This window comes from Mammaliicoccus sp. G-M28 (genome assembly GCF_022386595.1).
Taxonomy (GTDB): domain Bacteria; phylum Bacillota; class Bacilli; order Staphylococcales; family Staphylococcaceae; genus Mammaliicoccus; species Mammaliicoccus fleurettii.
This window is the reverse complement of sequence record NZ_JAJNIF010000001.1, coordinates 195,975-219,865: the sequence shown is the minus strand read 5'-3', so window position 1 is coordinate 219,865 and position 23,891 is coordinate 195,975. Positions and strand designations below refer to the sequence as shown.

22 protein-coding genes are annotated in these 23,891 nt (G+C 33.0%); all 22 read left to right on the top strand.

What is annotated here, in order from left to right:
• The first annotated feature begins 26 nt into the window (after positions 1-26).
• The 22 genes from xerC to arsC all read left to right on the top strand — a co-directional run bounded on the left by xerC (position 27) and on the right by arsC (position 23,828).
• Positions 27-905, top strand: a complete 879-nt coding sequence (gene xerC, locus LQ609_RS01020; RefSeq protein WP_107509531.1) for a tyrosine recombinase XerC — start codon at positions 27-29, stop codon at positions 903-905.
• 13 nt (positions 906-918) lie between these two features.
• The gene (gene hslV / locus LQ609_RS01015; RefSeq protein WP_037560086.1) at positions 919-1,461 is read left to right on the top strand and encodes an ATP-dependent protease subunit HslV; all 543 of its coding nucleotides are present in this window, start codon (positions 919-921) and stop codon (positions 1,459-1,461) included.
• Positions 1,462-1,497: 36 nt separating this feature from the next.
• Positions 1,498-2,880 (top strand): ATP-dependent protease ATPase subunit HslU, encoded by a 1,383-nt coding sequence (gene hslU, locus LQ609_RS01010; protein WP_411815740.1) that lies wholly within the window; start codon positions 1,498-1,500, stop codon positions 2,878-2,880.
• An 18-nt stretch (positions 2,881-2,898) separates the two neighbouring features.
• A complete protein-coding gene (gene codY / locus LQ609_RS01005) occupies positions 2,899-3,672 on the top strand; it encodes a GTP-sensing pleiotropic transcriptional regulator CodY (RefSeq protein WP_078356143.1) in 774 nt (257 codons plus the stop codon).
• 156 nt (positions 3,673-3,828) lie between these two features.
• On the top strand, positions 3,829-4,605 hold the full coding sequence (gene rpsB, locus LQ609_RS01000; RefSeq protein ID WP_078356144.1) for a 30S ribosomal protein S2: 777 nt from the start codon (positions 3,829-3,831) through the stop codon (positions 4,603-4,605).
• A 93-nt stretch (positions 4,606-4,698) separates the two neighbouring features.
• Positions 4,699-5,586, top strand: coding sequence for a translation elongation factor Ts (gene tsf, locus LQ609_RS00995; protein WP_174221880.1), 888 nt, complete (start codon positions 4,699-4,701; stop codon positions 5,584-5,586).
• A gap of 84 nt (positions 5,587-5,670) precedes the next feature.
• Entirely contained in the window at positions 5,671-6,393 is a 723-nt protein-coding gene (pyrH, locus tag LQ609_RS00990) for a UMP kinase (RefSeq protein WP_078356146.1), read from the top strand.
• A 17-nt stretch (positions 6,394-6,410) separates the two neighbouring features.
• The gene (gene frr / locus LQ609_RS00985) at positions 6,411-6,965 is read left to right on the top strand and encodes a ribosome recycling factor (RefSeq protein ID WP_078356147.1); all 555 of its coding nucleotides are present in this window, start codon (positions 6,411-6,413) and stop codon (positions 6,963-6,965) included.
• Between the two features lie 140 nt (positions 6,966-7,105).
• Complete coding sequence (locus LQ609_RS00980; protein ID WP_078356148.1) at positions 7,106-7,858, top strand: isoprenyl transferase; 753 nt, start codon at positions 7,106-7,108, stop codon at positions 7,856-7,858.
• Positions 7,859-7,869: 11 nt separating this feature from the next.
• Complete coding sequence (locus LQ609_RS00975; protein ID WP_078356149.1) at positions 7,870-8,652, top strand: phosphatidate cytidylyltransferase; 783 nt, start codon at positions 7,870-7,872, stop codon at positions 8,650-8,652.
• A gap of 15 nt (positions 8,653-8,667) precedes the next feature.
• Complete coding sequence (gene dxr / locus LQ609_RS00970; protein ID WP_078356150.1) at positions 8,668-9,798, top strand: 1-deoxy-D-xylulose-5-phosphate reductoisomerase; 1,131 nt, start codon at positions 8,668-8,670, stop codon at positions 9,796-9,798.
• Between the two features lie 2 nt (positions 9,799-9,800).
• Positions 9,801-11,087 (top strand): RIP metalloprotease RseP, encoded by a 1,287-nt coding sequence (gene rseP, locus LQ609_RS00965; protein ID WP_078356151.1) that lies wholly within the window; start codon positions 9,801-9,803, stop codon positions 11,085-11,087.
• A gap of 17 nt (positions 11,088-11,104) precedes the next feature.
• Positions 11,105-12,808 carry a proline--tRNA ligase gene (locus LQ609_RS00960; protein WP_078356152.1) on the top strand — a complete coding sequence of 568 codons (1,704 nt, stop codon included), beginning with the start codon at positions 11,105-11,107 and terminating at the stop codon, positions 12,806-12,808.
• A gap of 97 nt (positions 12,809-12,905) precedes the next feature.
• Positions 12,906-17,225, top strand: a complete 4,320-nt coding sequence (locus LQ609_RS00955; RefSeq protein ID WP_481817181.1) for a PolC-type DNA polymerase III — start codon at positions 12,906-12,908, stop codon at positions 17,223-17,225.
• 121 nt (positions 17,226-17,346) lie between these two features.
• Entirely contained in the window at positions 17,347-17,814 is a 468-nt protein-coding gene (gene rimP, locus LQ609_RS00950; RefSeq protein WP_078356154.1) for a ribosome maturation factor RimP, read from the top strand.
• 18 nt (positions 17,815-17,832) lie between these two features.
• Positions 17,833-18,900 carry a transcription termination factor NusA gene (gene nusA / locus LQ609_RS00945; protein WP_078356155.1) on the top strand — a complete coding sequence of 356 codons (1,068 nt, stop codon included), beginning with the start codon at positions 17,833-17,835 and terminating at the stop codon, positions 18,898-18,900.
• Between the two features lie 16 nt (positions 18,901-18,916).
• A complete protein-coding gene (gene rnpM, locus LQ609_RS00940; protein ID WP_078356156.1) occupies positions 18,917-19,201 on the top strand; it encodes an RNase P modulator RnpM in 285 nt (94 codons plus the stop codon).
• Positions 19,198-19,524 carry a ribosomal L7Ae/L30e/S12e/Gadd45 family protein gene (locus LQ609_RS00935; RefSeq protein WP_078356157.1) on the top strand — a complete coding sequence of 109 codons (327 nt, stop codon included), beginning with the start codon at positions 19,198-19,200 and terminating at the stop codon, positions 19,522-19,524. Before rnpM ends, LQ609_RS00935 begins: the two co-directional genes overlap by 4 nt.
• A gap of 4 nt (positions 19,525-19,528) precedes the next feature.
• Positions 19,529-21,625 carry a translation initiation factor IF-2 gene (gene infB, locus LQ609_RS00930; protein WP_239734238.1) on the top strand — a complete coding sequence of 699 codons (2,097 nt, stop codon included), beginning with the start codon at positions 19,529-19,531 and terminating at the stop codon, positions 21,623-21,625.
• A 168-nt stretch (positions 21,626-21,793) separates the two neighbouring features.
• Positions 21,794-22,114 carry an ArsR/SmtB family transcription factor gene (locus LQ609_RS00925; RefSeq protein ID WP_239734237.1) on the top strand — a complete coding sequence of 107 codons (321 nt, stop codon included), beginning with the start codon at positions 21,794-21,796 and terminating at the stop codon, positions 22,112-22,114.
• Positions 22,111-23,400: an arsenite efflux transporter membrane subunit ArsB gene (arsB, locus tag LQ609_RS00920; protein WP_239734236.1), complete on the top strand. Its 1,290-nt coding sequence runs from the start codon at positions 22,111-22,113 to the stop codon at positions 23,398-23,400. Before LQ609_RS00925 ends, arsB begins: the two co-directional genes overlap by 4 nt.
• A 20-nt stretch (positions 23,401-23,420) precedes the next feature.
• Complete coding sequence (gene arsC, locus LQ609_RS00915; protein WP_078356161.1) at positions 23,421-23,828, top strand: arsenate reductase (thioredoxin); 408 nt, start codon at positions 23,421-23,423, stop codon at positions 23,826-23,828.
• The last annotated feature ends 63 nt before the right edge of the window (positions 23,829-23,891 follow it).

Below are 23,891 nucleotides of genomic sequence, written 5' to 3'. Positions count from 1 at the left end.
AGATAAATTGGGAGGAATAAGTAATGATGCATACAATTGAACAGCAGTTTATTGATATGCTAACGTATGAAAAGCAATTTTCTAATCATACTTTAAATGCATATCAGCTAGATTTAAACGAGTTTAACGCATTTTTACAATCCGAACATTTATCTTTAGATTCTTTTGAGTATAAAGATGCAAGGAGATACCTTGCTTTTTTATATGATAAGGGACATAAGCGAACAAGTGTATCACGAAAAATTTCGACACTAAGATCTTTATACCAATATTGGATGAGCGTAGATGGTGAAATACAAAATCCATTTGTTCAGCTCGTACATCCTAAAAAAGAACATCATTTACCAAGTTTTTTCTATGAAGAAGAAATGGAAAAGCTATTTAAAACGTTAGATGATGGTAAGAAAACAAATATTAGAGATAGAGTAATTTTAGAGTTGCTATATGCAACAGGCATACGTGTGTCGGAGTTAGTGCATATAAAGATAAATGATATAGACTTAAATTATTCATTTGTAAAAGTTTTAGGAAAAGGAAATAAAGAACGTATTGTTCCTTTTGGTGAATATTGTCAAAGTGCTATTACGGATTATCTTGAAAGCTTCAGAAATCAATTAAATATTGATCATGACTATTTAATTGTAAATATGAGAGGTCAAGCGATTACTGAACGAGGTGTGCGCTATGCACTAAATGAAATAGTGAAGCGAACTCAAGGGGTATATCATATTCATCCTCATAAATTGAGACATACATTTGCGACACATTTATTAAATCAAGGTGCTGATATGAGAAGTGTTCAAAGTTTATTAGGACATGAAAGTTTATCGACGACTAGTCAATATACACACGTAACGAAAGATCAGTTAAGAAAAGTATATCTATCTGCACATCCACGTGCGTAAAGGAGAATTTATAATGAGTTCATCATTACATGCAACAACAATTTTTGCTATTAGACATAATGGACATTCTGCAATGGCAGGTGATGGCCAAGTTACATTAGGTGAACAAGTCATCATGAAACAAACTGCAAGAAAAGTTAGAAGACTGTATCATGATAAAGTAGTCGCTGGCTTTGCTGGTAGTGTTGCAGATGCTTTTACATTATTTGAAAAGTTCGAAGTCAAATTACAAGAATACAGTGGGAATTTGACGAGAGCTGCAGTAGAGCTTGCTCAAGAATGGCGAGGAGATAAAATGCTACGCCAACTTGAAGCGATGTTAATCGTTATGAATGAGACAGATTTATTAGTTGTAAGTGGTACAGGCGAAGTTATCGAACCAGATGATGGTATAATTGCTATTGGTTCTGGCGGTAACTATGCATTAAGTGCTGGAAGAGCGCTTAAGTCATATGCACCACATTTATCAGCTAAAGAGATAGCGGAAGCTTCATTGAATACTGCTGCAGATATTTGTGTATTTACAAATCATGAAATAAAAGTAGAAGAAATATAAATGGAGGGTTTAAGGTTGTCACAAAATCAATTGAAAATGACACCGCACGACATTGTTGATCGATTAAATGATCATATCATTGGTCAACAAGATGCAAAACGTAAAGTTGCTATTGCACTAAGAAACCGTTATAGACGTAGTTTGTTAGACGATCAACTAAGAAGTGAAATTATACCTAAAAATATTCTTATGATTGGCCCTACTGGTGTAGGTAAGACTGAAATTGCTAGAAGAATGGCTAAGTTAGTTGGAGCACCGTTTGTAAAAGTCGAAGCTACGAAATTTACTGAAGTAGGTTACGTAGGACGCGATGTTGAAAGTATGATTCGAGATTTAGTTGAAGTAGGTCGTCGTATAGTCAAAGAGGAAAAGAAAAAAGAAGTACATGATGACGCTACTAAGAAAGCGAATGAAAAATTAATTAAATTACTTGTACCAAGTATGAAGAAAAAAGCACAAAGTAATGGTAACAACCCACTTGAATCTTTATTTGGCGGCCAATTTCCAAACTTTAACCAACAAGAAGAAGTTGAAGAAGCACCAACTGAAGAAATTAAAACGAAACGTGAAGATATAAAGAATCAATTATCTAACGGTGAATTAGAAGAAGAAATTGTTAAAATCAAAGTAGAACAAGAGCAACAATCTTTAGGCATGATGGGCATGGAAAATAATCCACAAATGCAAGATATGTTAAGTCAAATGATGCCTAAGAAAAAAATAGAACGTAAACTACCAGTTAAAACTGCAAGAAAAATTTTAACTGATGAAATTGCTAACGAATTAATTGATCAAGAATCAGTAAATGAAGAAGCCATCCAGTTAACTGAACAAATGGGCATGGTGTTTATTGATGAAATAGACAAAATTGCAGTTAGTAATAATAATGGTGGGCAAGATGTTTCAAGACAAGGCGTTCAAAGGGATATTCTTCCTATAGTAGAAGGCAGCGTAGTACAAACAAAATATGGTTCTATCAATACAGAGCATATTTTATTTATTGGGGCTGGGGCATTCCATATGTCTAAACCTAGTGATTTAATACCTGAACTACAAGGTAGATTTCCAATTCGTGTTGAATTAGACAGTTTAACTACTGAAGATTTTGTTAAAATTTTAAAAGAACCAAAACAATCATTACTTGAACAGTACAAAGCGATGTTACAAACTGAATTAGTAACAATCAACTTTACTGATGAAGCTATCAATAGATTAGCTGAAATTGCTTTTCAAGTGAACCAAGAAACAGATAATATTGGCGCAAGAAGACTGCATACAATACTTGAAAAAATGTTAGAAGATCTTTCTTTCGAAGCTTCAAATATGCCAAATGCAGTAGTAGATATTACACCAGAATACGTTAATCAAAAATTAGAATCGATTGCAAAAAATAAAGATTTAAGTGCATTTATTCTATAAAAAAGGAGAAAAAATTAAATGAGTTTATTAACAAAAACAAGAGAATTAAATACATTACTACAAAAGCATAAAGGTATTGCTGTAGATTTTAAAGATATGGCAAAAACTATAAGTGATGTAACAGTTACAAATGTATTTATTGTGTCAAGAAGAGGTAAAATTCTAGGTTCAAGCTTAAATGAATTATTAAGTAACGAGCGTATTATTAAAATGTTAGAAGACAGACACATACCTAAAGAATATACTGATCAATTAATGCATGTTGAACAAACAATGTCTAACATTGATATTGAGAACGTTCTAACTGTATTTCCACCAGAAAACAAAGAACTATTCGTAGATAGCCAAACAACAATCTTCCCTATTTTAGGTGGCGGTGAACGTTTAGGAACATTAGTAGTTGGTCGTGTTTCTCAAGACTTTAATGACAATGACCTTGTTCTTGGTGAATATGCAGCAACTGTAATCGGAATGGAAATTTTAAGAGAAAAACATAACGAAATTGAACAAGAAGCAAGAGATAAAGCAGCTATTACTATGGCAATTAATTCACTTTCTTATTCAGAAAGAGAAGCAATTGAACATATCTTCGAAGAACTTGGTGCACCTGAAGGTTTATTAGTAGCTTCAAAAGTTGCTGATAGAGTTGGTATTACAAGATCTGTAATAGTAAATGCATTAAGAAAATTAGAAAGTGCTGGCGTTATTGAATCACGTTCTTTAGGGATGAAAGGTACATTCATTCGAATCAAAAAAGAACGTTTCTTAGATGAATTAGGTTTAAATAAATAAAATACTTGATGAACAGTATAAGATGTGATATATTTAACAACGGCTATAAAAGCCAAATTCACACATATTCACGTAAATTATAGAGTGGTGCAACATATCATGTTGTTTCTATAAAAAGTGTATATGGCGGAATAAAACCAATTAGGAGGAATTATCATGGCAGTTATCTCAATGAAACAATTGCTTGAAGCAGGTGTTCACTTCGGTCACCAAACACGCCGTTGGAACCCAAAAATGAAAAAATATATTTTCACAGAAAGAAACGGTATCTATATTATCGACTTACAAAAAACAGTTAAAAAAGTTGACGAAGCATACAACTTTATTAAATCTGTTTCAGAAGAAGGCGGTAAAGTATTATTCGTAGGTACTAAAAAACAAGCACAAGAGTCAGTTAAAGAAGAAGCTGAACGTGCTGGACATTACTACATTAACCAAAGATGGTTAGGTGGTATCTTAACTAACTACAAAACAATTTCTAAACGTGTAAAACGTATTTCTGAAATCGAAAAAATGGAAGAAGACGGTACATTTGATGTACTACCTAAAAAAGAAGTTGTAGAACTTAAAAAAGAATACAACCGTTTAATCAAATTCTTAGGCGGTATTCGTGATATGAAATCAATGCCTCAAGCATTATTCGTAGTTGACCCTCGTAAAGAGCGTAACGCGATTGCTGAAGCACGTAAATTACACATTCCAATCGTTGGTATTGTTGATACAAACTGTGATCCAGATGAAATCGATTATGTTATCCCTGCAAACGATGATGCTATTCGTGCTGTTAAATTGTTAACTGGTAAAATGGCTGACGCTATTTTAGAAGGTCAACAAGGCGTTTCAAATGAAGATGTAGCTGAAGAGCAAAACATCGACTTAAAAGAAACAGAACAAGCACCTAAAGAAGAATCAACTGAAACTACTGAAGCATAATTTCAAAAAGGTGATAAGGTTCTATAACTTATCACCTTTTTTTAGAAAGATTTACTATAAACAACTTATTACTTATATAAATGGAGGAATTAGATTATGGCTATTTCAGCTAAACTTGTCAAAGAACTACGTGAAAAAACTGGCGCAGGTATGATGGACTGTAAAAAAGCTTTAACAGAAACTGATGGTGACATCGACAAAGCGGTAGATTACTTACGTGAAAAAGGTATTGCTAAAGCTGCTAAAAAAGCAGACCGTATTGCTGCTGAAGGTACAACTTATGTTGCTTCTAAAGGTAACGATGCTGTAATTCTTGAATTAAACGCAGAAACAGATTTCGTTGCTCGTAACGAAGGTTTCCAAAACTTAGTTAAAGAAATGGCAGATCATATTCTTGAAGTTAAACCAGCTGATGTTGAAGAATTAAATGCTTCTAAATTAGCAAATGGACAAACTGTTGACGAAAGAATGAACGAAGCAATTTCTACTATTGGTGAAAAATTAACATTACGTAGATTCACTTTAAAAACTAAAACTGACAACGATTCATTCGGTGAGTACTTACACATGGCTGGACGTATCGGTGTGTTAACTGTTGTTGAAGGTTCAACTAATGCTGATGCAGCTAAAGACGTTGCTATGCACATTGCTGCATTAAATCCTAAATTTGTTTCTCGTGACCAAGTTTCAGAAGAAGAATTAGCTCACGAAAAAGAAATTCTTAAACAACAAGCTTTAAATGAAGGTAAACCTGAAAATATCGTTGAAAAAATGGTTGAAGGTAGAATGCGTAAATATTTAGAAGAAATCTGTGCTGTAGACCAAGCATTCGTTAAAAATCCAGACCAAACTGTTGCTGAATTCTTAAAAACAGAAGGTGGCGTGCTTGTAGATTTCGTTCGTTACGAAGTTGGGGAAGGTATCGAGAAACGTTCTGATAACTTTGCTGATGAAGTAAAAGGACAAATGAAAGGCAACTAAGTTTGCTTTTTAGAAAGAAGACACGTCTTGTGTCTTCTTTCGTTATATATAAAGACCTAATTATAAGCATAGAGAGGGATCAAGATGACTAAGAATTCTAAATATAATCGCGTCGTTCTAAAACTAAGCGGAGAAGCTTTAGCCGGTGATTCAGGCTTTGGTATCAACCCAGTAGTGATAAAAAGTATAGCACAACAAGTGTCGGAAGTTGCTCAAATGGACTGTGAAGTTGCAGTTATCGTTGGTGGCGGAAACATTTGGAGAGGTAAAACAGGAAGCGATTTAGGTATGGATCGTGGTACTGCAGATTATATGGGCATGTTAGCCACAGTAATGAATGCTTTAGCATTACAAGATAGTTTAGAACAATTAGAATGTGATACTCGTGTATTAACTTCAATTGAAATGAAACAAGTTGCAGAACCATATATTAGAAGACGCGCAATTCGTCACTTAGAGAAAAATAGAGTGGTTATATTTGCAGCAGGAATTGGTAATCCATATTTCTCTACAGATACAACTGCAGCTTTAAGAGCAGCTGAAGTAGAAGCTGATGTTATCTTAATGGGTAAAAATAACGTAGATGGCGTTTATTCTGCTGACCCGAAAGTAGATCCTAATGCAGAAAAATATGAAAGATTAACATATATTCAAATGTTACAAGAAGGATTACAAGTAATGGATTCAACAGCTTCATCGTTCTGTATGGACAATGATATCCCACTTGTTGTATTCTCAATTATGGAAGAAGGAAATATTAAACGTGCTGTTCAAGGTGAAGAAATCGGTACGATTATTACAAAATAAACATGAGGTGTAATTCCATGGCAGATGTTATTCAAGAAACAAAGTCAAAAATGACAAAAACAATTGAAAGTTTTAGTAGAGATTTAGCTTCAATAAGAACTGGTCATGCAAATGCGAATCTTTTAGAAAGAGTTAATGTTGAGTATTATGGTGTACCAACACCAATTCAACAATTAGCTGGTATTTCTGTACCAGAAGCTCGTTTACTTGTCGTGCAACCTTACGATAAATCTTCAGTTGAAGATGTTCTTAAAGCGATTAATGCAGCAAATCTTGGTGTTAATCCAACAAGTGATGGTACAATCATTAGAATTTCAGTACCAGCATTAACAGAAGAACGTAGAAAAGAATTAGTGAAAGAAGCTAAAAAAGAAGCAGAAAGTGCTAAAGTAGCAATTCGTAACGTTCGTCGTGACTCAAATGAAGATTTGAAGAAACAAGAAAAGAATGGCGATATTACTGAAGATGACTTAAGAAGTCAAACAGATGAAGTTCAAGATATTACGAACGATTTCATCAAACAGATAGATGATTTAACTGCACAAAAAGAAAATGACATTTTGGAAGTTTAAAGATAAGAACTGTACCAAATCAGACTTTGGTACGGTTTTTTTCTTTATGTACACAGAACCGTTCTTTTTGTGATAAAATGTATTACGATATGTTTAATTAATTATACATATAAATTCGCGTTTGTTTGATGGAGGACGCTATGATAAAAAAGTTTATAAAGCAAAAACAACAAATAAATAATCAAGACATTGAATTAACAGTCCCTGAACATATAGCAATAATTATGGATGGTAACGGTAGATGGGCTAAGAATAGAAAAATGCCTCGAGTTAAAGGGCACTATGAGGGTATGCAAACAGTTAAAAAAATCACACGTAAAGCAAATGATTTAGGTGTGAAATATTTGACTCTATACGCTTTTTCTACGGAAAATTGGTCAAGACCAAAAGATGAAGTGAAATATTTAATGAAACTTCCTGTTGATTTCCTTAAAACGTTCTTGCCTGAACTCATCGAGAAAAATGTTAAAGTTACGACAATTGGTTTTACAGAGGCTTTGCCGAAGCATACTAAAAATGCTATTGAAGAAGCTATCGAAAAAACTAAAGATAATACAGGATTAAATCTTGTATTTGCATTGAATTATGGTGGTAGAGCTGAAATTCTAAATGCAGTTAAAGAACTTTATCATGAAGTCGAACAGGGTCATTTATCTATTGATGAAGTATGTGAAGATAATTTGAAAAAACATTTATTTACTTCTGATATACCAGATCCTGAATTGCTTATACGTACTTCAGGAGAAGAAAGATTGAGTAATTTCTTAATTTGGCAATCATCATATAGTGAATTTATCTTTACTAAAACATTGTGGCCAGATTTTGATGAACAATCTTTAATAGACTGTTTGAAAATTTATCAGTCGAGACAACGTAGATTTGGTGGGCTGTAAAGGAGATAAAAATGAAGACGAGAACAATATCTGCAATCGTTGCAATGGCTGTATTTCTTCCAATCGTAATATATGGGGGATTACCTGTCATCGCATTAGCGTATCTACTTGCGATTATTGCATTAAAAGAAATTTTAAATATGAATAATTTATCGATTGTTTCTATACCAGGTTTTTTGTCTGTTATTTCACTATGCATTATTTTATTACCTCAAGAACTGATTAATAACGATATACGTATACAGTTACAATTATTAATCATTATGAGTTTCTTAATGTTGAGTTATACAGTCATGTCTAAAAATAGATTTAACTTCATGGATGCATCTTTTTGCGTTATGTCAGTTACATATATTGGTATAGGTTTTATGTATTTTTATGAAACGAGAGAACATGGCTTACAATTTATCTTATTTGCATTACTATTAGTGTGGTTAACTGATACTGGTGCATATATATTTGGTAGATTATTTGGTAAGCATAAATTATGGCCATTAATTAGTCCTAATAAGACGATAGAAGGTTTTATTGGTGGTATTTTCTCGAGCTTAATAGTAGCGGTTATTTTTGGACAATCATTTAATATGGATGTATCATTATGGTTATTAATTCCATTAACAATGCTATTAAGTATGTTTGGTCAATTAGGTGACCTTGTAGAATCAGGATTAAAAAGACATTTTGGTGTTAAAGATTCAGGGAATATAATGCCAGGACACGGTGGTATACTAGACAGGTTTGATAGTTTTATCTTTGTGTTACCATTGTTAAATCTTTTCTTATTTCAATTGTAAATTGGGGTGAAATCTATGAAGAATATTGCTATTTTAGGAGCAAGTGGGTCAGTGGGACAACAAGCATTAGATGTTATAAGAGAACACAACTCACAGTTTAATTTAGTGGCATTATCAGTAGGGAAAAATATTGCATATGCTCAAAATATAATAGAAGAATTTCATCCAGAGCTCGTATCTGTACAACATGAAGAAGACATGGATAAACTTAAACATCTAGATGTAGATCTCGTACATGGCGAAGAGGGATTATTAGCTGTTGCGACATATTCTAACGCTGATTTGCTATTGAATTCTATATTAGGAAGTATTGGATTACGACCTACTATGGCTGCAATTGATGCAGGTAAAGATATTGCTTTAGCTAATAAAGAAACATTAGTAGTCGCTGGTGAGCTTGTAATGGAAAAAGCTAAAGAAAAAAATGTAAAGATATTGCCCGTAGATTCTGAGCACTCAGCAATTTTTCAATGTTTAAATGGTGAACACCAAAAAGATATAAACAAGTTAATTATCACTGCTAGTGGAGGTTCATTTAGAGACTTAAAACGAGCAGATTTGAAAAATGTAACACTTGAAGATGCTTTAAATCACCCTAATTGGTCAATGGGTCAAAAAATTACGATTGATTCTGCAACTATGATGAATAAAGGATTAGAAGTGATTGAAGCTAAATGGTTATTTGATTTGAATATTGATCAAATTGAAACGGTTTTACATAAAGAGAGTATTATTCATTCTATGGTTGAATTTAACGACACAAGTGTAATTGCACAGTTAGGTACTCCAGATATGAGAACACCTATACAGTATGCATTTACATACCCAAAACGAGCATTTAGAGATGCTGAAAGACTCAATTTAGCTCAAATAGGACAATTGAACTTTAAGGAAATGGATTTTAATCGATTTAAATGTATACACTTTGCTTATGAAGCTATTAAAATAGGGGGCACGATGCCTGTTGTATTAAATGCTGTAAATGAAGTGGCGGTTCACAAATTTTTGAATAATGAAATATCATTTTTAAAAATTGAAGATATGATTGAGGAAGCAATGAAAGAACATGAAGTTATAGAGCATCCAGATTTAGAAACAATTCTAAAAATTGATGCAGCTTATAAATCTAAGGATTACGGGGTGTAAGCGTGATTTATACAATTTTAGCATTTATCTTTGTCTTTGGTCTTTTAGTTACTGTACATGAGTATGGACACATGTTTTTTGCAAAAAGAGCTGGTATTATGTGTCCGGAATTTGCTATAGGTATGGGGCCGAAAATTTACTCATATAAGAAAAATGAAACACTTTATACAATTAGATTACTGCCAGTTGGTGGATATGTCAGAATGGCAGGCGATGGTTTAGAACAAAACCCTTTAACACCTGGTATGCATATTGCAATTAAATTGAATGACCATAATGAAATAACACATGTAATTATGGATGATCAACATAAATTTCAACAAATTGAGCATTTAGAAATTAAAGATAGTGATTTTGAAGATGAAATCTACATCGAAGGCATTACTGCCAGTGATGATGAAAGACACCATTTCAAATTAGCGAGAGAGGCTTATTTTGTTCAAGGTGGAGACTTAATTCAAATCGCACCAAAGGATAGACAATTAATGTCTAAAAAGCCTTATCAAAGATTTCTTACTTTATTTGCAGGGCCTCTGTTTAACTTTATTCTTGCACTTGTAATATTCGTAGGACTAGCTTATTGGAACGGCGTACCAACAAATGATCCAGTATTTGGAGATTTACAAGATGGTGCTCCAGCACAAACAGCAGGTATTAAAAAAGGCGATGAAATTAAATCAGTTGATGGTAAAAAAATAAATGAATTCACTGATATACAGCCTATTTTTAAAGAGAAGAAAACAGAACCCGTCGAAATAAAAGTGGATCGAGATGGAAAAGAAAAGACTTTCAAAGTTGCGGCTAAGAAAGATACACAAGAAGTAAGTAAAGGTAAATATGAAACAAGATACATTATTGGTGTAGCACAACCGACAGAACATACAGTATTTGGACCATTATTAGCTGGAATTGAAAAGACTATCGTAGCTGGTCAAGTAATCTTCCAAGCTGTACTAAGTTTAATTGGCAGCATCTTTACGGGTGGTTTCTCGTTTGATATGTTAAATGGTCCAGTTGGTATATATAGTAATGTTGATACAGTGGTGAAACAAGGTTTTGAAACATTAATGGGCTTCACTGCATTGTTAAGTGTGAATTTAGGTATTATGAATTTATTACCAATTCCAGCTTTAGATGGTGGTAGACTATTATTTGTAATTTATGAAATGATATTTAGAAGACCAATTAATAAGAAAGCAGAAATGGTTATGCTTTCAATTGGTGCTGTATTTTTAATATTTGTAATGATTATGGTTACATGGAATGATATTCAACGTTACTTCATGTAATTTATAGGAGGAAACTTATGAAACAGTCTAAAATATTTATACCAACATTAAGAGAAGTTCCTGCAGAAGCGGAATCTATTAGTCATAAACTTTTATTAAAGTCAGGTATGATTAAACAAAATGCGCGTGGTATTTATAGTTATTTACCAACAGCTAAGCGTGTACTTAATAAAATTGAACAAATCGTTCGTGAAGAAATGGAAGTCATTGATGGTGTTGAAGTATTAATGCCTGTATTACAACAAGCAGAATTATGGAAAGAATCAGGTAGATGGGACGCTTATGGTCCTGAACTAATGAGACTACAAGATCGTAACAAACGTGATTTTAGTCTTGGTCCTACTCATGAAGAAGTTGTGACTTCACTTGTACGAGATGAATTAAAATCATACAAACGATTACCAATAACATTATTCCAAATACAAACTAAATTTAGAGATGAGCAGCGTCCAAGATTCGGACTATTACGTGGCCGTGAATTTATTATGAAAGATGCGTATTCTTTCCATGCTGATGAATCTTCTTTAGATGAGACATATCATGATATGTATAACGCTTATCATAAAATTTTCACAAGAGTTGGTTTGAACTTTAGACCTGTATTAGCAGACTCAGGTGCTATTGGTGGAGACCATACACATGAATTTATGGCGCTAGCAGAAATTGGTGAAGATACAATAGTTTATAGTGAAACGAGTGATTTTGCTGCAAATATTGAAAAAGCAGAAGTGGCATATACTCCAAACCATGAACATACTTCTTTGAAAGATTTAGAAAAGATTGAAACGCCAAATGTTACAACAGCTCAAGCTTTAGCTGATTTCTTAAATGTAACAGTTGATAAAATTATTAAATCTATGATCATAAAAGTTGAAGATGAGTATGTCATGATACTTATTAGAGGACATCACGAAGTAAATGATGTTAAATTAAAATCTTATTTCAAAACTGAAAATATCGAGATGGCTAATGATAATGAGATTGAAAATATTTTAAATGCAAAGCCTGGTAGTTTAGGACCTGTAAATGTAGATCAAATTAAGATATATGCTGATAATTTTGTTCAAGATATCAATAATTTAGCAGTTGGAGCAAATGATAATGGCTTCCATTATTTAAATGCTAATGTGGACAGAGATTTTAAAATTGAAGCATATGGCGATTTTAGATTTATTTTAGAAGGTGAAGCATTACCTGACAATTTAGGAAAAGCTAAATTTGCTGAAGGTATTGAAGTTGGACAAGTATTTAAACTTGGAACGAAATATTCTGAAAGTATGAATGCTACATTTTTAGATGAACAAGGAAAAGCGAAACCTTTAATTATGGGTTGCTACGGTGTTGGTATTTCAAGAACATTAGCAGCTGTTATAGAGCAACATCATGATGACAAAGGGATTATTTGGCCAAAAGCTATCTCACCTTATGAAGTGCATTTAATTGCAATTAATCCTAAAAAAGATGATCAAAAAGAACTTGCAGAACAACTTTATAGTCAATTGAAAAATCAATATGACGTGTTATATGATGATCGTAAAGAAAGTGCTGGGGTTAAATTTAACGATGCAGATTTAATTGGCTTGCCAGTACGTGTTATGGTTGGTAAAAAAGCAGCTGAAGGAATCGTTGAGGTAAAACGTCGCGATAATTCAGAAAGTCAAGAAGTGCATATTGATGAATTAAATGATGTATTATCATCATTTTACAATGCAGTGAAATAGACTGATAAAAACAATTAATTCTGATATAATATAAGATATTTAAAGAGGCTATTTTTAGATTAGCCTCTTTTTCATTTTGATGAAGGTGGTCGTATAAGTGTCAATGACAGGGAAAGAGAAATTCCAAACGCTTCTCACACAGATGAACATTACAGATGAACTTGATAATAGTATTGTTGAACAAGGTGAATTAACAAGAATTGATGTATCTCAAGCTAAAAGATTGTGGCATTTCTACATCAAATTACCGCAATACTTATCAAGCGAAATGTATCTTGTTTTTACGAATCAACTAAAATCTGCTTTTCAAAGTATTGCAGAAGTTGATTGGACAATTGAAGTGGCTAATAAAGAACAAATAGATGAGCATATTCTAAAATATATGCCACATTGTATCGATGGTACGGATTTAAGCGATAAAGTTAAACATCAATTAAAACAAAAACCAATTATTTTTGCTGAAGAAGTAGTGAAAGTTCAAGTTAATAATGATATTGAGCGCGACTATTTTGATAAAAGGGTTAACGGTTCATTAGTTAAAGCATTGCAAAAATGTGGTTTTCAAATAAATCGTGTCATTTTTGAAACAATGGATAATGAAGAACAAATGAAGAGAGAGCTAGAGTCATTCGAAGCTCATATACAACAAGAAGATGAAGAAGCAGCTCGAATTGCATCTGAGAAAATGGAAAAAATGAAAAAAGAAAAAGCTGAATCTGGTGATAATGAAAATGCAGTGTCACGATGTCAAATTGGTAAAGATATACCAGTTGATTCAATCCGTAAAATTGAAGAAATTATAGAAGAAGAATACAAAGTAGCACTAGAAGGTGTTATTTTTGATATTGAAATGAAAGAATTAAAAAGTGGTAGACATATTGTTACACTTAAAATTACTGACTATACGGATTCACTGATTCTTAAAATGTTCACTAGAAAAGGTAAAGATGATTTAGAACATTTTAAAGCTTTAAAAGTCGGTGCTTGGGTTAGAGCACAAGGAAGAATTGAACAAGACCAATTTATTCGTGATTTAGTAATGATGATGACTGATATTCACGAAATTAAGAAATCACCGAAACTAGATAAAGCCCCAGATAAAAGGGTAGAATTTCATCTGCATACATCAATGAGTCAAATGGATGGTATTAGTCATATTGGAAAGTATGTTGAACAAGCTGCAAAGTGGGGACATAAAGCTATTGCGATAACTGATCATAACGGTGTACAAGGGTATCCTGATGCTCATGCTGCTGCTATGAAAAATGATATTAAAATGATTTATGGAATGGAAGGTATGTTAGTGGACGATGGTGTTCCAATTGCATATAAACCACAGGATATACCTCTTAAAACAGCTACATATATCGTATTTGACGTGGAGACAACAGGACTATCAAGTCAATATGACCAAATTATAGAATTAGCAGCTGTAAAAGTAAGGAATGGAGAAGTCATTGATACTTTCGAACGCTTTTCTGATCCGGGTGTACGTTTATCAGAAATAATTAAAAACTTAACAGGTATCACGGATGAAATGTTACAAGGACAGCCGGATATTAAAACAGTATTAAGTGAATTTCATGAGTGGGTTGGAGATGCAATATATATTGCCCATAACGCTTCATTCGATATGGGCTTTATAGACACGGGCTTTGAAAGAATAGGTATTGGTGCTACTACAAATGCTGTAATCGATACATTAGAATTATCTCGTACAGTTAATACTGAATATGGTAAGCATGGCTTGAATTTCTTAGCGAAAAAATATGGAGTAGAACTTACTCAACACCATAGAGCGATATATGATGCTGAAACTACAGCTCATATATTCATTAAAATGCTGAAACAATTAGAAGAATTAGGTGTACATAATCACAATCAAATTAATAAACATTTATCTAACGATGAAGCTTATAAACGAGCAAGACCGTCTCATGTTACATTGATTGTTCAAAATCAAGTAGGATTAAAAAATCTATTTAAAATTGTAAGTGCATCATTAGTTGATTACTACTATCGTACGCCGCGTATACCACGTTCATTGTTAAATAAGCACCGTGAAGGTATTCTAGTTGGAAGCGCATGTGATGAAGGTGAAGTATTTACAACTGTCATGCAGAAAGACCAAGATGAAGTTGAAAAAGTTGCCAAATATTATGATTATATAGAAGTTCAACCTAAGAGTTTATATCAAGATTTAATTGATAGAGAACTTATTAAAGACAATGAAACAATGGAAGAAATTTATTCTCGTATATTGAGCGTTGGTGAAAAACTGGATATCCCAGTTATCGCAACAGGAAATGCACATTATTTAAATGAGCATGATGCTGTAGCTAGAAAAATACTGATTGCAGCTCAACCTGGTAATCCACTTAATAGACAAACGTTACCAAAAGCACACTTTAGAACGACAGATGAAATGTTAGATGAATTCCACTTTTTAGGTGAAGAAAAAGCATATGAAATCGTAGTAAAAAATACAAACGAACTTGCTGACCGACTAGAAACAGTCGTTCCAATTAGGGATGAATTATATACGCCTAACATGGAAGGTGCAAACGAAGAAATTCGTGAAATGAGTTATGTTAATGCTAAAAATTTATACGGTGAAGAACTGCCTCAAATTGTTATTGATAGACTAGAAAAAGAACTTGAAAGTATTATTGGTAATGGATTTGCAGTTATTTATTTAATTTCACAAAGATTGGTTAAGAAATCTCTTAATGATGGATATTTAGTAGGATCACGTGGTTCTGTCGGTTCTAGTTTTGTTGCTACAATGACCGAAATTACAGAGGTTAATCCATTGCCACCTCACTACATCTGTCCATCTTGTAAAGAAAGTCACTTCTTTAATGATGGTTCTGTCGGTTCTGGATTTGACTTGCCTGATAAACAATGTGAAAAATGTCATGTAGATATGATAAAAGAAGGACAAGATATTCCTTTCGAAACATTCTTAGGCTTTAAAGGTGATAAAGTACCAGATATTGACTTGAACTTTAGTGGTGAGTATCAACCTATTGCACATAATTATACGAAAGAACTTTTCGGTGAAGATAAAGTATTTAGAGCAGGAACAATTGGTACTGTAGCTGAAAAAACAGCATTCGGTTATGTGAAAGGATATTTGAATGATCAAGGTATTCATAAGCGTGCAGCTGAAGTTGATAGATTGGTGAAAGGCTGTACAGGTGTTAAACGAACAACCGGACAACATCCAGGTGGTATTATTGTTGTACCTGATTACATGGATATATACGACTTTACACCGATACAATTTCCAGCAGATGATCAGAAATCAGCATGGAAAACGACTCACTTTGATTTCCATTCAATTCACGATAATATTCTGAAGCTTGATATTTTAGGACATGATGATCCTACTATGATCAGAATGCTTCAAGATTTATCAGGAATTGATCCAAAGACTATTCCAGTAGATGATAAAGAAACTATGAAAATATTTAGTACACCAGAATCATTAGGTGTTACAGAAGAAGATATTTTATGTAAGACTGGAACATTCGGTGTACCAGAATTTGGTACTGGTTTCGTAAGACAAATGCTTGAAGATACTAAACCAACGACGTTTTCAGAACTCGTTCAAATATCAGGATTATCACATGGTACGGACGTATGGTTAGGAAACGCGCAAGAATTAATTAAAACTGGTACGTGTGACTTATCAAGTGTTATTGGTTGTCGTGATGATATTATGGTTTATTTAATGTATAACGGTTTAGAACCTTCACTTGCCTTTAAAATCATGGAAGCGGTACGTAAAGGTAAAGGTTTAACTGATGAATTTGAAGAAGCAATGAAAGAAAATGAAGTGCCGGATTGGTATTTAGATTCATGTAAGAAAATTAAATACATGTTCCCTAAAGCACATGCTGCAGCATACGTATTAATGGCATTAAGAATCGCTTACTTCAAAGTTCACTATCCATTGTATTATTACGCAAGTTACTTTACAGTACGTGCAACAGACTTTGATTTAAAAGTCATGACTAAAGATAAAGAATCTATTAAATCTGCAATTAAAGAGTATTACAGTAGATTCCATGAATTAGCTAAAAAAGAAAAAGATGTATTAACAGTATTAGAAATTGCGAATGAAATGGCTCATCGTGGATTTAAATTATTACCGGTAAGTTTAGAAAAAAGTGATGCATTTGAATTCAAAATTGAAGGTGACACTTTAATCCCTCCATTTATCGCAGTTCCAGGACTGGGTGAGAATGTAGCTAAACGTATCGTTGAAACGAGACAAGAAGGGCCATTTTTAGCTAAAGAAGATCTTAATAAAAAGGCTGGAGTTTCGCAAAAAATCATAGATTATTTGGATGAACTTGGTTCACTTCCAAATATGCCAGATAAAGCTCAGCTTTCTATTTTTGATTTGTAACGTATATCCTTGAGCATAGCGCCATTATGTGATATACTATTATTGCTTAAAATAATACTCTGACGTTGAAAGAGTGGGACATTTCCCGCTCTTTTCTGTTTGTATTAAGAGGGAGGTCATTATGAGTAAAGTTGCAGCAAACGTTGAGGAAATCATTCAACCAATACTTGAAGAATTAAATTATGAACTTGTAGATGTCGAATATGTTAAAGAAGGACCAGACTATTATCTACGTATTGCAATTGATAAAGACGGTGGCGTTGATTTAAACGACTGCACAATTGCCTCTGAAAAGATTAGTGAAGTTATGGACAAAGAAGATCCAATTAAAGAACCGTATTTCATGGATGTATCATCTCCAGGAGCGGAACGTCCATTAAAAAAAGAAAAAGACTATCTGAATGCAATTGATCAACCTGTATTTATTTCATTATATGAACCTATTGAAGGGGATAAAGAATGGTTAGGTGTTTTAAAAGAAGTTACTGAAGAATCGATTTTGCTTGAAGTGAAAATAAAAACAAGAACTAAAAATGTCACGTTGCCTCGCAAAAAAATAGCAAAAGCACGTCGATCAGTAATTTTATAATATAAAGGAGGATACATTGTGAAAGGTAATGAATTATTACTTGCAATTGAATACCTTGAGAAGGAAAAAAGAATACCACGTGAGGTATTAATAGATGCAATTGAAGCAGCATTGATTACTGCTTATAAAAAAAATTATGACAGTGCTAAAAATGTTAGAATAGAATTAAATCTTGACGAAGGAACTTATAGAGTTATTTCTAGAAAAGACGTTGTCGAAGATGTTGAAGATTATAGAGACCAAGTAGCTTTAGATACAGCTCTTTTAACGAACCCAGCATACGAAATTGGTGATGTCTTTGAAGAAGATGTTACACCTAAAGATTTTGGCCGTGTTGGTGCACAAGCTGCTAAACAAGCAGTAATGCAACGTTTAAGAGACGCAGAACGAGGCATTCTTTATGATGAATTTATTGATAAAGAAGATGATATCGTAACAGGTGTTATTGATAGAGTCGATCATCGTTATGTATATGTTAATTTAGGTCGTACTGAAGCAGTTCTTTCAGAAGCTGAAAGAAGTCCAAATGAACAATACTTACCAAATGAACGTATTAAAGTTTATGTAAATAAAGTTGAGCAAACTACTAAAGGACCTCAAATCTTTGTTTCACGTACACATCCTGGCTTATTAAAACGTTTGTTTGAGCAAGAAGTACCTGAAATTTATGATGGTACAGTTATTGTTAAATCAGTAGCACGTGAAGCGGGTGACCGTTCTAAAATAAGTGTTACTTCTGAAAACGGAGATATCGATGCAGTTGGTGCTTGTGTTGGTGCTAAAGGTGTTCGTGTTGAAGCTGTAGTTAATGAACTAGGCGGAGAAAAAATCGATATTGTCGAATGGGATGAAGATCCAAAAGTATTTGTAAGAAATGCATTGAGCCCTTCTCAAGTTGTAGAAGTTATTGTTGATGAAGCTAATCAATCAACTACTGTAGTTGTACCAGATTATCAATTGTCATTAGCGATTGGTAAACGTGGTCAAAATGCTCGTCTTGCAGCAAAATTAACTGGTTGGAAGATTGACATCAAATCAGAAACTGATGCAAAAGAAGCAGGCATTATTTCAACTGAAGAATCATAAGGTAGGTGCTTTTATCATGAAACAGAAAAAGATACCAATGCGTAAATGTATACTTTCAAATGAAATGAAACCAAAAAATGATATGATTCGAGTAGTTAAAAATAAAGCTGACGAAATTAAAGCTGACGCAACTGGTAAAGCACCAGGACGTGGCGCATATGTTTCTAAAGATCTAGACGTTGTTGAAACTGCACAGCAACAAGGTAAATTAGAACGATATTTCGGCAGCGATAAAGAAACACTCGAACCTGTATATAAAGAAATTATTCGTTTAATATATCGTGAGCGTATACCTAAATGAGTATAGATAAGAAAGACCAAATTTTGAACCTTCTCGGTCTAGCAACAAGAGCTAGAAAGATTAAAACAGGGGAAGAAATTGTTATAAGTGAAATGAGAAGAGGCAACGTAAAACTTGTCATACTATCAGAAGATGCTGCAGCAAATGTTACAAAAACAATAAAAAATAAATGTGCAACTTATCATGTAACACTTTTAACTTTTGCTACACGCTTTGAATTAGGCTACGCAATTGGAAAAGAAAGCAGAGTGGTGTTGGGCATAACTGACATTGGATTTAGCAAAAAGCTAAAAACGATGATTCATGATTTTCATGAGGAGTGAGTATATGAGTAAAAAAAGAATATATGAGTATGCAAAAGAAATCAATTTAAAGAGTAAAGATATAATTGATGAGTTAAAGAAAAATAATATAGAAGTATCAAATCACATGCAAGCATTAGAGGAGAACGACATTAAAATTTTAGATAAAGCATTCAAAAAGCAAGAAACAGCTAAAAAAGAACAACCAACTACTCACGCAATTACTAGCAAAACAAATAACAAACCAAACAACAACAAACCAAATAATAATCAACAAAAGAATAATAAAAATAAGAAGCAAAATAACAAAAAGCAAAATAATCAACAACAACAACAACAACCTAAAGAAGTAGTTCAAGAATCACCATCTTTAATTACTTATGAAGAAGGTATCACTGTTGGTGAATTAGCTGATAAAATTAATAAAGATGCTTCTGAAATTATTAAAAAATTATTCTTACTTGGTGTAGTAGCTAATATTAACCAAGGTTTAGATACTGAAACTGTTGAATTGATCTGTGCTGATTATGAAATCGAAGCAGAGTTAGAAATTCATGTTGATGAAACTGACTTAGAAAATTACTTTGAAACTGAAGACGAAAATGATGAAAGTTTAATCGAAAGACCAGCAGTTGTTACAATCATGGGGCACGTTGACCACGGTAAAACAACGCTATTAGACTCAATTCGTCATACACGTGTAACAGCTGGAGAAGCTGGCGGTATTACTCAACATATTGGTGCTTATCAAATAGAAAATAATAACAAAAAAATTACTTTCTTAGATACTCCAGGACATGCTGCATTTACAACAATGAGAGCACGTGGAGCTCAAGTAACTGATATTACAGTACTTGTAGTAGCTGCTGATGATGGTGTTATGCCTCAAACAATTGAAGCGATTAACCATGCAAAAGCTGCTGAAGTACCTATTATTGTAGCTGTAAACAAAGTTGACAAACCAACAGCAAATCCTGATCGTGTTATGCAAGAATTAGGAGAGTATGGTTTATACCCTGAAGATTGGGGTGGCGATACAATCTTTGTTCAACTATCTGCAATTCAAGGTGATGGAATCGACGATTTACTAGAAATGATCGGACTTGTTTCTGAAGTCGAAGAATTAAAAGCCAAAACTGACCGTGCAGCAGTTGGTACAGTTATTGAAGCAGAGTTAGATAAATCACGTGGACCTGCAGCGTCTCTATTAGTACAAAATGGTACTTTAGAAGTTGGAGATTCATTAGTAGTAGGTAACACATATGGTCGTGTACGTGCTATGGTAAGTGATTTAGGTAAACGTATTAAAATAGCTGGCCCATCTACGCCTGTTGAAATTACTGGTTTACATGATGTACCTCAAGCTGGAGATCGTTTTGTAGTATTTAAAAACGAAAAAGAAGCTCGTCAAATCGGTGAAAGACGTCAACAAGAAAACATCTTAAAACAACGTCAAGATAGTAAGAGTGTTTCTTTAGATAACTTGTTTGAACAAATGAAACAAGGTGAAATGAAAGACTTAAATATTATTATTAAAGGTGATGTACAAGGTTCAGTAGAAGCTTTAGCAGCATCATTAATGAAAATTGATGTAGAAGGTGTTAACGTACGTATAATTCATACAGCAGTTGGTGCTATCAATGCATCAGACGTTACACTTGCAGCAGCATCAAACGGTATAATAATTGGATTTAACGTAAGACCTGATGCAGGTGCAAAACGTGCCGCTGAAGAAGAAAACGTAGATATGAGATTACACCGTATTATTTATAAAGTAATCGAAGAAATTGAATCAGCAATGAAAGGATTATTAGATCCTGAATATGAAGAACAAGTAATTGGACAAGCAGAAGTGCGTCAAACTTTCAAAGTATCTAAAGTAGGTACAATTGCAGGTAGTTACGTAACTGAAGGTAAAATTACGAGAGATTCAAGTGTCCGTATAATACGTGACGGTATCGTTATCTTTGAAGGTGAATTAGATACATTAAAACGTTTCAAAGATGACGCTAAAGAAGTAGCAACAGGATACGAATGTGGTATCACAATTGAGAAATTCAACGATATTAAAGAAGGCGACATATTTGAAGCTTTCAAAATGGTTGAAATCGAAAGAAAATAATATTTAATATTAAGTTGAGGCTGAGACAATTAATTTGTCCCAGCCTCATTTTTTTATTGGATATGAGCTGAATCGCCCGATATCTCTGAAGTCTTCGTGCGTTTTGACTTGATTTTAATCTAAAATCTATATAGATGCTAATCTATTAAGAGGAATGGGGGAGAGTTTATGGATTATAAAGTACTATCAACATTATTAAAGACAATATCTGATTCAAATCGTTTAGAAATTATAGATTTACTATCATGTGGTGAACTTTGTGCTTGTGATTTATTAGAACATTTTCAGTTTTCTCAACCAACTTTAAGCCATCATATGAAGTCTCTTGTTAACTGTAATTTGATCTTTACTAGAAAAGAAGGTAATAAAAGAATGTATCGTTTAAATACAGAATTATTTAATGAGTTAAACAATCAACTTCAAAGCATCTATCACAATAGTGAATCTTGTATTTGTAACTCTATGGAGCCAGGAGTGTGCAAAGCATGACTATATTAGCGATATTGATTTTTGTAATAACTCTAATATTTGTTATATGGCAACCTAAAGGCTTGGATATCGGTATAACAGCACTAATAGGAGCTATCATCTCCATTATAACGGGAGTGGTTAGTTTTTCTGATGTAATAGAAGTGACCGGCATTGTATGGAATTTAACATTAACATTTGAGGCAGTTATTCTAATTTCTCTTATTCTAGATGAAATTGGCTTCTTTGAATGGTCAGCTATACATATGGTAAAAGCATCTAATGGTAATGGATTGAAAATGTTTATATATATTATGTTATTAGGTTCTGTTGTTGCAGCATTTTTCTCTAACGATGGGGCTGCACTTATATTAACACCGATTGTATTAGCGATGGTCCGTAATTTAGGGTTTAATAAAAAGATTATATTCCCGTTTATCATTGCGAGTGGATTTATAGCAGATACGACTTCACTACCATTAATCGTAAGTAATTTAGTTAATATCGTTTCAGCCGATTATTTTAATATTGGCTTTGTAGAATACTTCACGCGTATGATTATTCCTAACATATTTTCTTTAGTTGCAAGTATTCTTGTATTATGGTTGTTGTTCAAATCATCAATTCCAAGAACTTTTGATGCAAGTCATATTAAAAATCCTAGAACTGCAATTAAAGATGAAAGACTCTTTTATATTTCTTGGGTAGTGTTAGCGATATTATTAATAGGATATTTAATTAGCGAATTTGTTCATATACCTGTATCGATTATTGCTGGTATAATTGCAATAATATTTATATTACTTGCACGAAAATCAAAAGCTGTAAATACAAAAGCAGTAATTAAAGGTGCGCCATGGAATATTGTAATATTCTCAATAGGAATGTACCTCGTAGTGTTTGGACTTAAAAACGTAGGTATTACAACAATCCTAGGAGATATCCTTACATCAATTTCTCAACATGGACTGTTTGCAAGTATTATGGGAATGGGATTTATCGCAGCATTTCTATCGTCTATTATGAATAACATGCCCACCGTTCTAATTGATGCATTAGCAATAAATCAATCAAATGTAATTGGGACATTAAAAGAAGGCATGATATATGCTAATGTTATAGGTTCAGATTTAGGACCTAAAATAACACCTATAGGTTCATTAGCTACTTTGCTATGGTTACACGTACTTTCTCAAAAAGGCGTAAAAATACCATGGGGAACATATTTTAAAACAGGTATAATCATTACAATCCCAGTACTATTTATTACATTATTAGGCTTATATATAACATTGATAATATTTTAAAGAAAAAGAGGCATTTATATATGAATAAAAAAATAATTTACTTTATATGCACAGGTAATTCATGTAGAAGTCAAATTGCTGAAGGATGGGGTAAGCAATTACTAGGTGACGAATGGAATGTATATTCAGCTGGTATAGAAACACATGGTGTAAATCCAAAAGCAATAGATGCAATGAAAGTAGTTAACATTGATATTACTGATCAAACTTCTGATTTAATTCATTCAAATATACTTAACCAAGCTGATTTAGTTGTGACGTTATGCAGTCATGCAGATCAAAACTGCCCAACAATTCCAGCACATGTACAAAAAGAACATTGGGGTTTTGACGATCCAGCAGGAAAAGAATGGTCTGAATTTCAACGAGTTAGAGATGAAATAGGATTGAAAATCAAAATATTTAAAGAAGAAACGACAAATAAATAAACATAAAAATCTTCATATAAGTGGATATATATGAAGGTTTTATTTTATCCTGTATGATGAGAG

Excerpts from the sequence above, each read along its gene's own strand:
- xerC (WP_107509531.1), top strand. The coding sequence starts at position 27 with ATGCATACAATTGAACAGCAGTTTATTGATATGCTAACGTATGAAAAG.
- hslV (WP_037560086.1), top strand. The coding sequence starts at position 919 with ATGAGTTCATCATTACATGCAACAACAATTTTTGCTATTAGACATAAT.
- hslU (WP_411815740.1), top strand. The coding sequence starts at position 1,498 with ATGACACCGCACGACATTGTTGATCGATTAAATGATCATATCATTGGT.
- codY (WP_078356143.1), top strand. The coding sequence starts at position 2,899 with ATGAGTTTATTAACAAAAACAAGAGAATTAAATACATTACTACAAAAG.
- rpsB (WP_078356144.1), top strand. The coding sequence starts at position 3,829 with ATGGCAGTTATCTCAATGAAACAATTGCTTGAAGCAGGTGTTCACTTC.
- pyrH (WP_078356146.1), top strand. The coding sequence starts at position 5,671 with ATGACTAAGAATTCTAAATATAATCGCGTCGTTCTAAAACTAAGCGGA.
- frr (WP_078356147.1), top strand. The coding sequence starts at position 6,411 with ATGGCAGATGTTATTCAAGAAACAAAGTCAAAAATGACAAAAACAATT.
- LQ609_RS00980 (WP_078356148.1), top strand. The coding sequence starts at position 7,106 with ATGATAAAAAAGTTTATAAAGCAAAAACAACAAATAAATAATCAAGAC.
- LQ609_RS00975 (WP_078356149.1), top strand. The coding sequence starts at position 7,870 with ATGAAGACGAGAACAATATCTGCAATCGTTGCAATGGCTGTATTTCTT.
- dxr (WP_078356150.1), top strand. The coding sequence starts at position 8,668 with ATGAAGAATATTGCTATTTTAGGAGCAAGTGGGTCAGTGGGACAACAA.
- LQ609_RS00960 (WP_078356152.1), top strand. The coding sequence starts at position 11,105 with ATGAAACAGTCTAAAATATTTATACCAACATTAAGAGAAGTTCCTGCA.
- rimP (WP_078356154.1), top strand. The coding sequence starts at position 17,347 with ATGAGTAAAGTTGCAGCAAACGTTGAGGAAATCATTCAACCAATACTT.
- rnpM (WP_078356156.1), top strand. The coding sequence starts at position 18,917 with ATGAAACAGAAAAAGATACCAATGCGTAAATGTATACTTTCAAATGAA.
- LQ609_RS00935 (WP_078356157.1), top strand. The coding sequence starts at position 19,198 with ATGAGTATAGATAAGAAAGACCAAATTTTGAACCTTCTCGGTCTAGCA.
- infB (WP_239734238.1), top strand. The coding sequence starts at position 19,529 with ATGAGTAAAAAAAGAATATATGAGTATGCAAAAGAAATCAATTTAAAG.
- LQ609_RS00925 (WP_239734237.1), top strand. The coding sequence starts at position 21,794 with ATGGATTATAAAGTACTATCAACATTATTAAAGACAATATCTGATTCA.
- arsB (WP_239734236.1), top strand. The coding sequence starts at position 22,111 with ATGACTATATTAGCGATATTGATTTTTGTAATAACTCTAATATTTGTT.
- arsC (WP_078356161.1), top strand. The coding sequence starts at position 23,421 with ATGAATAAAAAAATAATTTACTTTATATGCACAGGTAATTCATGTAGA.